Genomic DNA, 13,979 nt, shown 5'->3' with positions numbered 1-13,979 from the left:
GTTAAAACGTTTTTAGAGAAAGACCAGAAGGTGATGTCGATAAAAGGAAAAATTCTTCTGACCTTTAAAAAAAGATTTAAATAGCTGAGATATGGCAAAGGCAAAACCCAAATCAACAAAAAAAAGAGCAAAGACTCCAGCGAGTAATACTATAAAATATATAAAAGCATTTTGGATACTATTTGGATCGGGAGTGTTTTTAATAGCGTTACTATTTCTTCTGGCTAGTTGGGGCGTTTATGGAGAAATGCCGAAATTCGAAGAGCTAGAAAACCCGCAAAATGATCTGGCAACCCAGATTATCTCTTCAGATGGGGTACAGATAGGAACCTTTTTTAAAGAAAATCGTACTCCTGTAAGCTATGAAGATCTACCACAGCATTTGGTCGATGCTTTGGTGGCAACAGAAGATGCGAGATATTATGATCACTCGGGGATAGATGCCAGAGGAACATTAAGAGCATTTGTTTTTTTAGGAACCAAAGGAGGAGCAAGTACGATATCACAACAGCTGGCAAAGCAATTGTTTACTGGGGGATCAAAAAATAAAATCGAGCGGTATTTGCAGAAAATACAAGAATGGGTGATTGCAACCCGTTTAGAAAGACAATATACTAAGAAAGAAATCGTAACGATGTATCTTAATAAATATGACTTTCTTAACCAGGCAATCGGGATAAGTTCTGCATCAAGAATTTACTTCGGAAAAAACCCAAAAGATCTTAATGTAGAAGAAGCAGCTGTATTAGTAGGAATGTTAAAAAATTCATCATTATATAATCCACTTCGTAGACCAGAAATGGTAAAAACCAGAAGGGATGTGGTTCTTAATCAGATGGAGAAATACGAGTACATCACAGAAAAACAAAGAGATAGTTTAAAACAATTGCCACTTAAACTAGATTACTCCCCAGAAGGTCATAATGATGGAACTGCAACTTATTTTAGAGAATATGTAAGAAGCTGGATGTCAAAATGGGTAAAAGAGAACCCTAAAGGAGAAAATGCAGAAGGCGAACCCGAATATTTTGATATCTATAGAGATGGGTTACGAATTAATGTAACCATAGATTCTCGTATGCAAAGATATGCCGAAGAAGCAGTACAAGAGCATATGGCTAACCTTCAGAAAGAATTTGATAAGCAAGAAAAAGATAATAAAACCTCTCCATTTAGAGATTTAAAAGAAGCCGAAGTGGAAAGAATACTTAATCGAAGTATTAAGTCGTCTGCCAGGTGGAAAAAGATGCTTAGTCAGGGTAAAAGTGAAAAAGAAATAAGAAAATCTTTTGATGAAAAGACAGAGATGAGCATATTTAGCTGGAAAGGAGATATTGATACAATAATGACTCCTAAAGATTCTATCTTATATTATAAAAAGTTTTTGCGTTCGGGATTAATGTCTATGGAGCCGCAAACTGGTCATGTTAGAGCCTGGGTTGGAGGGGTAAACTATAAGCATTTTCAGTATGATCATGTATATCAGGGAGCACGCCAGGTAGGATCTACATTTAAACCTTTTGTATATGCTACAGCAATCGACCAACTTAAACTCTCACCTTGTGATACCATACCAAAATCTCAAATAACAATTTCTGCAGGTTCTCATGGTGTGATTGACAATGACTGGACACCAAAAAATAGTGATGCAGACTATACCGGATATATGAGTCTTAAAGAAGCATTAGCCAAATCTGTGAATACTATTTCTGCGCGTTTAATGGATAGAATAGGGCCAGAGCCTATTGTTCGCCTTGCAAAGAAAATGGGAGTAGAGTCAGATATTCTTGAAGTAGCTTCTATAGCATTAGGATCGGTAGATTTGAAATTATCAGAAATGGTAGGAGCCTATAGTACATTTGCTAATCAGGGGATATATACCAAACCAGTAACTATTACTAGTATTGAAGATAAAAATGGAACTGTTCTATATCAATTTGTTCCCGAAACACGTGATGTAATTAGTAAAGAAGCTGCTTATGTTACTATTAATTTAATGGAGGGAGTTACGCAATCAGGTTCTGGAGTACGTTTACGTACAGGTCCTTCATCGAGATATGATATAAAAAATGTAGTTACTGGCCACCCATATAAGTTTACAAACCCTATAGCTGGTAAAACAGGAACAACACAAAATCAAAGTGATGGTTGGTTTATGGGTATTGTTCCTAACCTTTGTACAGGAGTTTGGGTTGGCGGAGATGATAGAGCTACACATTTTAGAACGACTACCTTTGGGCAGGGAGCTACAATGGCATTACCCGTTTGGGGACTATTTATGAAAAAATGCTATGCAGATGAAACATTAAAAATTTCTACAAAAGCTTTTCCTAAGCCAGAAAATTTAACTATCGAAGTAGATTGTAATGCCTTTAAGAGAAATAGTACCCAGGATGAAAACATAGATGAGTTCAGCCTTTAAAAGAGCATTGTTTAAGGATTAAAATATTCTTAAAACTATCTAATTTCAAAAGATGAGATACTGTTTTTTTTAGTACTTTTAGTCTGCTAAAATTAGAACACTATGATTCGTAAAACGGTACCCAATGTTACCGAAGCTTTAGTTGGTATCAAAAATGATATGACCTTCATGCTTGGAGGGTTTGGCCTATGTGGTATTCCCGAAAACACTATAACAGAGCTAGTAAAGTCTAATGTCAAAGGTCTTACTTGTATATCCAATAATGCAGGAGTTGATGATTTTGGATTAGGGCTTCTACTTCAAAAAAAGCAAATCAAAAAAATGGTCTCTTCTTATGTAGGAGAAAATGATGAATTCGAACGTCAAATGCTTAGTGGTGAGTTGGATGTAGAACTTATCCCGCAGGGAACTTTGGCAGAAAGATGTCGTGCTGCCCAGGGAGGTTTTCCTGCAATTTATACTCCGGCAGGTTACGGTACCGAAGTAGCTGAAGGAAAAGAAACTCGAGAATTTAATGGCAAAATGTATGTGTTAGAACATGCGTTTGAAGCTGACTTTGCATTTGTAAAAGCCTGGAAAGGTGATGAAGCTGGGAATTTGATATTTAAAGGAACAGCAAGAAACTTTAACCCTTGTATGTGTGGTGCTGCAAAAATAACAGTAGCAGAGGTAGAAGAATTAGTTCCCGCAGGAACCTTAAATCCAGACCATATACATATTCCTGGGATATTTGTTCAACGAATTTTTCAAGGACAAGATTATGAAAAAAGAATCGAGCAACGTACGGTTCGTAAAAAAGAATCGGTTTAAACTTTTTGATTGAAGCAAAATAATGAACGTTTTGTATTCAATGGAAAAAAGTTTATATCACTTCAAATAATAATATTCGTTTAAAACCTAAAACACACATAAATCATGGCTGCATTACGATTAGGAGATGAAGCACCAAACTTCATTGCACAAACTACAGAAGGAGAAATAGATTTTCATAATTGGTTGGGAGAAGACTGGGGTATTCTGTTTTCACATCCAGCAGATTATACTCCTGTTTGTACTACAGAATTAGGTACAGTATCAAAATACACTAATGAGTTTAGTAAACGCAATGTAAAAGTTGCTGCATTAAGTGTAGATGGTTTAGAATCTCATCATGGGTGGATTAAAGATATTAATGAAACACAAAACACAACGGTTAATTTTCCAATCATCGCCGATGAAGATAGAAAAGTATCAGAATTATATGATATGATTCATCCTAATGCAGATAGCCAATTAACAGTACGTTCCGTTTTTGTGATCGCACCAGACAAAAAGATCAAACTTACAATAACGTATCCAGCTTCTACAGGAAGAAATTTTGATGAGTTATTGCGGGTTATTGATTCGCTTCAGTTAACAGCATATCATAAAGTAGCCACACCGGCAAATTGGAATCCTGGAGAAGATTGTGTTATTGTACCTTCTGTGTCCAATGAAGAAATAGCCGAGTTATTTCCAAAAGGGCATAAAGAGATAAAACCTTATTTAAGGATGACGCCTCAACCAAATTTAAATTAATAAGTATGAAATTAGAGTTTACATGCTCTCAATGTAAGATTCAAAATAAATTTAAACCAGTAACAGCAACCAGAGGTGAATTACAAATGAAAGTTGGAGATGAAGTACAGGTTACATGTAATTATTGTAGTAAAGAAGATAAAAAACATATCAATAGAATAGATGCCGTTGTTGATAATAGAAAAATACTTTTTGCTCTTATAATAAGTGCGGTAGTTGCTGTTATTCTTTTAAGTTTTTATGGTCTTATAGCTTTGGCTGTGATCTCAATACCATTATTAATATGGATTCAGGAAGGTAAGTCAACCAATCATTTTAATTCATATAAGATTAGAAGAAAATAATTATGTTAGATAAAAACGGAATTGCAAAGCGTATTGCTAAAGAACTACAGGACGGATATTTTGTTAATCTGGGAATTGGTATACCCACATTGGTTGCCAATTATATCCCTCAAGGTATAGAAGTAGAGTTTCAAAGCGAAAACGGTGTCTTAGGAATGGGGCCTTTTCCTTATGAAGGAGAAGAAGATGCTGATATTATAAATGCAGGGAAACAAACTATTACTACAATGCCGGGCGCATCATTTTTTGACTCTGCACTAAGTTTTGGTATGATTCGAGGGCAACACGTTGATTTAACAATTTTGGGAGCAATGGAAGTTTCTGAAGAAGGAGATATAGCAAACTGGAAAATCCCGGGTAAAATGGTAAAAGGAATGGGGGGAGCAATGGATCTTGTAGCTAGTGCAGAGAATATTATTGTGGCGATGATGCATACGAATAAGGCAGGAGCGTCTAAATTACTTAAAAAATGCTCGCTTCCGCTTACAGGAGTTGGTTGTGTGAAAAAGATAGTTACAAATCTGGCTTTTCTGGAAGTTACAGATAAAGGCTTTAAACTTTTAGAAAGAGCTCCTGGAGTATCTGTAGAAGAAATTAAGAATGCTACTGAAGGAAATCTTATAATTGAAGGGGATATTCCTGAAATGATATTGGGTTAATTTAAATCTAATTCTATGAATATGGTAACGAATAATAATTAAACCTCTACGAATAATAAATTAGCAAAAGAGTCGTTTAGTAATGACAGGATCTGATTATCTTGTTTTTGAAAGAAAAATACTACACTTTCAACAGTATCTCTATACCCTTAAACCTTTACTTTAACCTTTAAAAATCAACAATATGCATTTAAATGTTAAAATTTTGCGTATTTCGTCGATTTTTTTGTGTATTTAAACGTTATTGTTGAAAATATTTTGCATATTAGTGTCCCGATAAAAAATAGTGTCCCCTATATATATTATTTTTTATAAGGATTAAAAAAAATTATTAACCCACACAAGTTTCCCCTATTATGAAAAAACGTATAAATCGTCTACAGAAATCGATCAAACCTACAATAGAATTGATTTCAAACTGTGTTTATGTGGCGAAAAAAGTATTTTTGTTGATGTGATTTTTTGTTGTTAATTAATCGCAACCTCCCCAAGTCGCGATGAATGAAACCTGTTAGACTGTTTAAGCTTAACAGGTTTTTTTTATTTGTAATATGCTTGGTTGTGTCTATTAGATTATTATGGCGCTTGAAAATTTAATAAATTTTAGTCTAAAAAAACTAAATCAAAAAACCAATACATCAGCTTATATTTATCCTATAAATAAAAAACGAGTTTTTAGACCAACTAACATTAATAATAATTTGAGCATAATTAATTTTTTCAAAGATTGAATACTATACTATTAGGTTTTGCAATTCTTGTCAGTGGAAGTATAGGATATTTTATAAGTATCTCATTAGTCACTATTTCTTTTTATAAGAATCGTGCCAATAACTATCTATCTCTATCACTATTCTTGTTGACAAGTTTGACCTTATTAGGGTGGTTTGACATAGAAGATACGGTTTTAGAATTTTTAAACAATCCTGTATTGGAGTACCTATTTGGAGTTACTCTATTTACCTATTTTCTAATTCAAATTCAGCATAAGTACCTTAAAGAAGGTTGGTATAAATGGCTTTATCTTCCCTTCATTAGCTCTTTGATTATAGAAACTATTCTTTATTTAGATACTATTTTTAACTTCTATAATTCAGAATTTGTTGATCTGCAATTTCATATTATGGATAATGCATCATTTGTCTATAATGTGTTTTTAATCTTTTGGGGAAGGAAATTAATAAAAGGTTCTCATACTATTTCAGAAGATAAAAAGCGTTGGCTATTAAGATTAAACCTTTTTGTGATATGCATTATTATATGCTGGCTTTTATCTACTATAGAGTTCTATGTATTCAATTCAGAATATGCTACAAGTTTTCTATGGATACTGCTTTCCTTTTTATTGTGGTGGGTATTGTATTACGGAGTTTTCAGACTACAGCTAGTAGTTCAAAAAGATGAAATACACGAATATTTAGCTTCAAAAAGGACAAATGGAACTCAGTTAAAAAAGAAAATAAACGAAACTACAGTTTCCAAAATTATTAGTCAATTATACGAGGTGATGGATGAAGAAGAACTGTATAAAAACCCTCTTTTAAGCAGATTGGATCTGGCAAATCGACTGGAAACTAGCGAAAGATATTTATCGCAAATCATAAATCAGGAGCTTAACAAAAGTGTGATTCAATTTGTAAATGAATATCGAATTGAAGCAGCTAAAAATCTATTGCATAATCCAGTATTTAATAAATATTCTGTTGAGGCCATTGGTATGGAAGCTGGTTTTAAATCCAAAAGTGTTTTTTATAGTACTTTCAAAACCAGTGAAGGAATATCGCCTGGTGCTCACAGGAAACTTCAAAAACAGTCCTAATTTATGTAGTTATCCCGTATTAGGACTTCTACAATTCTAAAATTGCATTTTTATTTTTTTGATGCTCATACTTTTAACAAAGTAAATCAAAAAACATAAAAATGACTAAAGTATTTTTTGCCTCTCTTTTAGTAATGAGTTCTTATTTTGGGTTTTCTCAAAATGAAAAAGACATATCAGTAGAAAAATCAGTTTTTGGGATTCAAATTGGATTATTAGGTATATGGGCTCACAATGAATTAAAATTATCAAATCAAGTTGCTTTACGAAGTGAAGTTGGGTTAGGAGGTCTTAATACAGCAAACATTAGACCTGTTTTAGCATTAGAACCTCGTTGGTACTACAATCTAAAAAAGCGTGCTGATAAGAATAAAAGAATAGATGGTAATAGTGGTAATTACATGTCAATCAGAGCTCGTTATCATTTTCATAGTACTGAAGAAGCTGAAAAATCTAATCTATACCATCTATTGACTGTTGCTACTTGGGGAATTAGAAGAAACATTGGCAAACATTTTAATTACGAAGCTGGAGTTGGTGTAGGGCTTGGTTTTGAGAAAGGGAATGACAGAGAGGTTAATTTCTTGGTGCCTTATGCTACCTTCAGTATTGGATATCGTTTTTAATGACTTTCATAACCTTTCATAACATAGAATGCTGTTTTCTTTCACTCAAGTGGTTTTTTGATGAAAGAATTAAGCTTTACATTTTTTTTACCTGTAAGAATAATTTCAAAAATAAAACTATGAGGAATTCATATATCAACATAAAAACAGAAATAATAAAGCATTTTAAAAAGTATTTTCTAATCTTGATTTTATTAATTTTTACTGCCTGTCAATCTGATGATGATACTCCTCCAGCAGCAGATCCAATAAATGGCTTTTGGTCAATAGCGGACAAAGGTTGGATTTTTGAATTTACTGACGATAAAGATGTATTCTATAATGTAAATGCTGCTGGATGTTCAATTCAAAACGATGATTTTGTTCTTCAAGATTTCTTTGGATTTAACTTTGATGTAATTGGTGAAAATGAACTCATAGCCTCTTCAGAATTATCTGATTCTGAAATAAAATTTGTTCGATTGCCAGATCAAAATCCGAATTGCCTACCTGATCAGATTTCTGCTACAGAAGATCCAAAGGTAAATTTTGACCACTTCTGGAATATTTTTAATGATTACTATGCTTTTTTTGAAACAAGAAATATTAACTGGTCTCAGTACGAGAATTTAAGAGATCAAGTTACAACTGATAATTTATATGATATTATAGAAGAGTTAGCTTATTTATTAGACGATGGACATGTAAGTATATCCGATGAAGAGAATGGTATTGAAATTGAATCAGGAGATCCAACATTATTGGAAAAACTGAATGCTAACTTAAGTGGAGATCTCATCATAGAGAATGTAGATGATTATTTTGATCTTGTCGATCAAAAAGCGACAACAATAGTAACAGAATATTTAGGAGGAGATTTTGAAATAGATGAAAGAGAGAATATCATATGGGGATTGATCAATGATGATATTGGGTACATTCTTATTGCAACAATGGAAGGATATGGGACAAATTTTAGTGATGAGTTGTCAACATTAAACGCTGTATTAAATAGGATGATGAACGATCTTTCAGTATCAGGGATTTCTAAACTGATTATCGACATACGTTTTAACGATGGAGGATATGATACGGTAGCTTTAAATATGGTATCCCGTTTTATGAATCAAGAACGAGTTTCATATTTTAAAAAAGCAAGATTAGGTGACGGTTTTACAGAGAATACATCCTTTTCTGTAGCCCCAGCAGGAGATTTTCAATTTACAGAGGATATTATTTTGCTTACAAGTCCATATACTGTAAGCGCAGCAGAACTTTTTACGTTATGTATGAAAGATTTACCGTATGTAACCATTGTAGGAGAGAACACAAATGGTGCTTTTTCTACTATTCTTACGCATATATTACCTAATGGAGCAGAAGTAGGATTATCTAATGAAATATATAGTGATGCACAAGGAGTCGTGTATGAAGTTGTTGGAATTGGTCCTGAAAATCAAGAAAATCGAGTACCATTTTTGTCTTCTTTAGATTTTCAAGTAGAAAAAGATAGCGGAATAGAACGCGCTTTGGAATTACTAAATAATTAGACGGTATCTAAGCCATGTTAAACAAGGCCATCTCAGAAGGTGGACTTGTTTACTTGGAGTGGTACTATACCATGTAACGTAGCTAAAATTATGAGAAAAAAATGTTTTCATATCCTTCCATTGTTTCAACAGTCTGTCTGCTCAACAAAAGAATGTAATCCATTAGATTATTATGTTGTTGCCTGCGAATTTATTTACCTGCTTTTAGGAATTGCCTGTATTAACTTCTTAGTATATTCTTTTTGTGGATTTTCATAAATCAAATCCGCATCTCCTTGTTCCTCTATTTTACCTTTATTCATAACCAATAATTGATCAGACATATATTTTACTACAGCCAGATCGTGTGATATGAAGATGTAGGTAAAACCAAAATTACTTTTTAACTCATTTAGTAAGTTAAGTACCTGTGCTTGTACAGAGATATCTAACGCACTTACAGATTCATCGCAGATAATAAGTTTTGGTTGTAATGCTATAGTACGAGCAATACCTATTCGTTGTCGTTGTCCACCACTAAACTCATGTGGGTAACGGTTAAAATGTTCTTCGGTTAGGCTTACTCGCTCTAGTAATTCTATTACCTTTTGCTTTCGTTCTTTGTCATTGTTGTATAAATTATGTGCCTGCATAGGTTCCATAATTGCTTTTCCAACAGCTAATCTTGGATTTAGTGATGCAAAAGGATCCTGAAATATCAACTGAATTTCTTTTCGAAGACTTCGTATCTCAGAAGATGATAACTGTGTGATATCTTGCCCTTTGTATATAACCTGACCTCTATTGGCTTTATCCAATTGTAAAATGGTATTTCCTAAAGTGGATTTACCGCAACCAGATTCTCCTACGAGTCCCAAAGTCTCACCTTCGTATAGTTTAAAACTCACATCATCTACAGCTTTAAATTCTGCTTTTCCAAATAAACCAACCTTAGAAAAATAACTTTTTTCTACATTTATAACTTCTAGTAATGGTGGTTGACTATATAAATCCTGATGATGTTGTTCTCGCTGTTCTTTAGTAATGATTTTCTTTTTTTGATCTGTATCCTCGAAAAAATCCGCAATAGTTGGTAGTTTTTGATATCTAATATTCATCGGAGGCCTCGCATTGATTAATGCTTTGGTGTATTCTTTTTGAGGAGTGTGAAAAATAGTGTTGGTTGTTCCATATTCTATCATTTTTCCTTGATACATAACCAAAACATGATCTGCAACTTCTGAAACTAGTGAGAGATCATGAGAAATAAATAAAATACTCATTTTATATTCTTCCTGCAGGCTTTTTAACAAACCGATAATCTCTTTTTGTACCGTTACATCAAGTGCGGTTGTAGGCTCATCTGCAATAAGAAGTTTTGGCTTACATGCTATTGCCATAGCAATCATGATGCGTTGTTTTTGACCTCCACTTAATTGATGAGGATATGATTTGTATGCTCGATCAGGTTCTGGGAGTTTTACTTTTTCGAATAAAGAAAGTACTTCAGTTTTTATTTCAGTTTTAGAGAGTGATGTATGCTGAAATAAGATTTCTGCGACTTGTCTTCCGCATTTCATAGAAGGATTTAAAGAACTCATAGGTTCCTGAAAAATCATGGCTATCTCATTACCACGAATCGCTCTATACTCTTTTTCATTAAAATTTGATAAAGAGACACCATCATAGATAATATCTCCTTTTGTGATTCTAGAAATTTTGTTAGGCAGTAATCCCAGGATGGCTAACGAAGCTACAGATTTTCCACTCCCTGATTCCCCTACAACTCCTAATATTTCATTTTTATGAATATCAAAAGAGATGTCATAAAGTACCTGATTTTCTTTTTCTTCTGATAAAAAAGAGACACAAAGATTTTGTACAGAAAGCAGTGTAGTAGTATTCATAACTTAAACGTTAGGTAAATTTAGGAAATTCAACGCGTTCACAGATTTCTTTTTACAACTATTTTGGTGTGATATTTGTTATCTTTATCCGTCAAAGTATATTATGAGGCTACTAAAACTTTCTCTTCGTACACGAATTTTTATCTCTATGACCATATTGGTATTGTTGGCCTCTATTTTGATTGCAGCCGTTACGATCTATCAGTATAAGGAGGAAGCAGAAGAATATCATCAAGGCCGATTAGAACGAAAAGAAGAAAGAATTCAAATCACAATTAATAATGTATTAAAAAGGACAACTTACCCTGTAAATGAGGAAAATATAGCGTTAATTTTTAGAGAGAAACAACGAATCTTTCAAATCTCTGAAGAACACTCCATGCCGATTAATATTTATGGGCTTTCGGGAGAATTACTGGTTAAATCAGAAGGCCTATTTGCCAAAGATACTACCGACATCCAAATTGATCCTGTTATTTTAGACACATTGGAATCTCTTTTTAATAAAAAATATTTGGTGAAATCTGAAAAAAATGGAGAGCGATTTTTAACATCCTATACCTATATTACAGATGTTAGGTCAAAACCTTTAGGGATTCTACATTTACCATATCTCGAAGATGATGATTTGATTACAAGAGAATTGTTGCAATTTTTACAACGTCTGGGGCAGGTATATTTGTTAATGCTTTTGGTGGCAGTAGTCTTGGCTTATTTTTTATCAAAGTACATTACCAGATCCTTAAAAACAATTTCTGAAACCATAGATCAAACTAGATTAGATAAGAGAAATAAACGAATAGATATTGGTGATGCCAGTGAAGAAATTTATTCATTGGTTAATGCTTATAATAGTATGATTGATGAGTTAGAAGAAAGCGCCGCAATGCTAGCAAAGAGTGAGCGAGAGGCAGCGTGGAGAGAAATGGCGAAGCAAGTAGCTCACGAAATTAAAAATCCATTAACACCAATGCGATTAACAGTGCAGAGTTTTCAGCGAAAATTTGACCCCAAAGATCCTAATATTCGACAAAAAGTTCAGGAATATAGTGATACCTTGATTCAGCAGATTGACACCATGAGTTCTATTGCGTCTGCGTTTTCGAATTTTGCACAGATGCCGGCACAAAAAAGCGAAACTCTGGATGTGGTAAAGATTATAGGATTAGCATTAGATATTTTTAACGAAGATTACATCATTTTTCCTTCAGAAAAAGAAAAAATCATCGCTAAATTTGATAGAACACAACTTATCCGAGTAGTCACTAATTTAGTGAAAAACGGCATACAAGCAATTCCCGAGGATCGTATCCCCAAAATTATTGTGGATGTGTTTTCAGAAAATGGAGAAGTTCTTATTACAGTATCTGATAATGGGATTGGGATAACCGAAGAAAATACAAAGAAGGTTTTCGAACCTAAATTCACAACCAAAACCAGTGGTATGGGACTTGGATTAGGAATGGTGAAAAATATTGTAGAAACCTATAATGGAAGTATTACCTTTACATCAAAAGAAGGAAAAGGCACTGTTTTTAAAGTTAGATTCCCAAAAGAATAGTAACCTTACTTCAATTATTATCCAATACTATAATAATACTAAGAAAGAGATTTAAAACAATAAAGAAGACATAAACAAACAATATAATTTATAATGTATACCAACATTTTAACATCCCAAAACAACGGAGTTACAACGATAACTATCAACCGTCCATCAAAATTAAATGCACTCAATAAGGAAACTATTCAGGAATTGCATGCTGCTTTTAGAGTTGCAAATCTTGATACGGATACTAAAGTGATTATCATTACCGGAAGCGGCGAAAAAGCGTTTGTTGCAGGTGCAGATATTAGTGAATTTGCTGATTTTTCGGTATCGGAAGGAGGCAATCTGGCCACAAAAGGGCAGGAGTTACTTTTTGATTTTGTAGCTAACCTTTCTACACCAGTAATTGCTGCTGTAAATGGATTTGCTCTGGGAGGTGGATTAGAATTAGCAATGGCAGCGCATTTTAGAATTGCTAGCGATAATGCAAAAATGGGACTTCCAGAAGTTTCTTTAGGTGTAATACCTGGATATGGTGGCACACAGCGTTTACCACAGTTAGTTGGTAAAGGTAGAGCTATGGAAATGATTATGACTGCAGGAATGATTGATGCAAATCAGGCATTGCAATATGGGTTGGTAAATCATGTAACTGCTCAGGATGAACTAATACCATTGGCAGAAAAGCTAGCAGGGAAAATTATGAGAAATTCTTCTGTAGCAATTGGAGCGGCTATCAAAGCTATAAATTCTGGTTATGAAGATGGTGTAAATGGATATAAAGCAGAGATCCAACAGTTTGGTAATTGCTTTGGAACCGAAGACTTTAAAGAAGGAACTACGGCATTTTTAGAGAAACGTAGAGCTGATTTCCCAGGAAAGTAAATCGAATTATAATAGAAGAAAATAAAAGCCTCATAGATGATAAACTCTATGAGGCTTTTATTTATATATAATGTAATGCATTCCTCTACCTATAGAAATTCATTTCATCAATATATTCCCATACAACTTTAGGAAGTAAAGGTCTTACATTTTTATTAGCCGCAATCGCCTTGCGAATGAATGTAGAAGAAATCTCCATAATAGGAGCATCAATTCGGTGCATTTTGGGATGATCTGTAAATTGAGTTTCTACAATTCCTGCAGCAATTCTCGGATATACATAGATGTTATGATTCTCGAGAATAACCTCATAGTTTTTCCATTTATGAAAGCTCTTTAGGTTATCTTCTCCCATAATAAGATGAAATTGATCTTCAGGATATTTTTCTTGCAAGTGCGCAAGTGTATGTACGGTATAATTAGGTTGTGGTAGTTTAAATTCTACATCACTAGGTTTTAGCTTAGGATAAGACTGTGTTGCGCGATATACCATTTCATAGCGATGATGATTATCTAGTAACGAACTTTTCTTTTTATGAGGATTATGAGGGGTTACTACCATCCAGAGCTCATCGAGATCAGAGAACTCGGCCATATGATTGGCAATTGCCAAATGACCGATATGAATAGGATTAAACGTCCCAAAATACAATCCGATTTTTTTCATAGAAAACAATCATTTTTTATTTCTGTAAAACAAGAA

Annotated in this window: 12 protein-coding genes; 10 read left to right on the top strand and 2 right to left on the bottom strand. The window is 33.6% G+C overall.

What is annotated here, in order from left to right:
* Window positions 1-91: 91 nt before the first annotated feature.
* The 8 genes from Z054_RS0108635 (at window position 92) to Z054_RS0108595 (ending at window position 8,956) form a co-directional block, all read left to right on the top strand.
* A complete protein-coding gene (locus tag Z054_RS0108635) occupies window positions 92-2,422 on the top strand; it encodes a penicillin-binding protein 1A (protein WP_024769677.1) in 2,331 nt (776 codons plus the stop codon).
* A 102-nt stretch (window positions 2,423-2,524) separates the two neighbouring features.
* Window positions 2,525-3,232 carry a CoA transferase subunit A gene (locus tag Z054_RS0108630; protein WP_024769676.1) on the top strand — a complete coding sequence of 236 codons (708 nt, stop codon included), beginning with the start codon at window positions 2,525-2,527 and terminating at the stop codon, window positions 3,230-3,232.
* 105 nt (window positions 3,233-3,337) lie between these two features.
* Window positions 3,338-3,979, top strand: a complete 642-nt coding sequence (locus Z054_RS0108625) for a peroxiredoxin (protein WP_024769675.1) — start codon at window positions 3,338-3,340, stop codon at window positions 3,977-3,979.
* 5 nt (window positions 3,980-3,984) lie between these two features.
* Window positions 3,985-4,323, top strand: a complete 339-nt coding sequence (locus Z054_RS0108620) for a hypothetical protein (RefSeq protein ID WP_024769674.1) — start codon at window positions 3,985-3,987, stop codon at window positions 4,321-4,323.
* Window positions 4,324-4,325: 2 nt separating this feature from the next.
* Window positions 4,326-4,982 (top strand): CoA transferase subunit B, encoded by a 657-nt coding sequence (locus Z054_RS0108615; RefSeq protein ID WP_024769673.1) that lies wholly within the window; start codon window positions 4,326-4,328, stop codon window positions 4,980-4,982.
* A 727-nt stretch (window positions 4,983-5,709) separates the two neighbouring features.
* On the top strand, window positions 5,710-6,801 hold the full coding sequence (locus tag Z054_RS0108605; RefSeq protein WP_024769672.1) for a helix-turn-helix domain-containing protein: 1,092 nt from the start codon (window positions 5,710-5,712) through the stop codon (window positions 6,799-6,801).
* A 101-nt stretch (window positions 6,802-6,902) separates the two neighbouring features.
* Window positions 6,903-7,427 carry a hypothetical protein gene (locus Z054_RS0108600; RefSeq protein WP_024769671.1) on the top strand — a complete coding sequence of 175 codons (525 nt, stop codon included), beginning with the start codon at window positions 6,903-6,905 and terminating at the stop codon, window positions 7,425-7,427.
* 119 nt (window positions 7,428-7,546) lie between these two features.
* Window positions 7,547-8,956 carry a S41 family peptidase gene (locus Z054_RS0108595; RefSeq protein ID WP_024769670.1) on the top strand — a complete coding sequence of 470 codons (1,410 nt, stop codon included), beginning with the start codon at window positions 7,547-7,549 and terminating at the stop codon, window positions 8,954-8,956.
* Window positions 8,957-9,150: 194 nt separating this feature from the next.
* On the opposite strand, the gene Z054_RS0108590 is transcribed toward Z054_RS0108595, so the two are convergent.
* Window positions 9,151-10,842 carry an ABC transporter ATP-binding protein gene (locus Z054_RS0108590; RefSeq protein WP_024769669.1) on the bottom strand — a complete coding sequence of 564 codons (1,692 nt, stop codon included), beginning with the start codon at window positions 10,840-10,842 and terminating at the stop codon, window positions 9,151-9,153.
* Between the two features lie 103 nt (window positions 10,843-10,945).
* On the opposite strand from Z054_RS0108590, the gene Z054_RS0108585 reads away from it, so the two are divergent.
* Window positions 10,946-12,403 carry a sensor histidine kinase gene (locus Z054_RS0108585; RefSeq protein WP_024769668.1) on the top strand — a complete coding sequence of 486 codons (1,458 nt, stop codon included), beginning with the start codon at window positions 10,946-10,948 and terminating at the stop codon, window positions 12,401-12,403.
* Window positions 12,404-12,493: 90 nt separating this feature from the next.
* Window positions 12,494-13,276, top strand: coding sequence for an enoyl-CoA hydratase/isomerase family protein (locus tag Z054_RS0108580; RefSeq protein WP_024769667.1), 783 nt, complete (start codon window positions 12,494-12,496; stop codon window positions 13,274-13,276).
* A gap of 85 nt (window positions 13,277-13,361) precedes the next feature.
* On the opposite strand, the gene nadD is transcribed toward Z054_RS0108580, so the two are convergent.
* The gene (gene nadD / locus Z054_RS0108575; protein WP_024769666.1) at window positions 13,362-13,943 is read right to left on the bottom strand and encodes a nicotinate (nicotinamide) nucleotide adenylyltransferase; all 582 of its coding nucleotides are present in this window, start codon (window positions 13,941-13,943) and stop codon (window positions 13,362-13,364) included.
* Window positions 13,944-13,979: the final 36 nt, after the last annotated feature.

Origin of the sequence: Aquimarina macrocephali JAMB N27 (genome assembly GCF_000520995.1) — a bacterium.
Taxonomy (GTDB): domain Bacteria; phylum Bacteroidota; class Bacteroidia; order Flavobacteriales; family Flavobacteriaceae; genus Aquimarina; species Aquimarina macrocephali.
The sequence above is the reverse complement of the archived record's forward strand: the minus strand, read 5'-3'. Positions and strand labels throughout refer to the sequence as shown.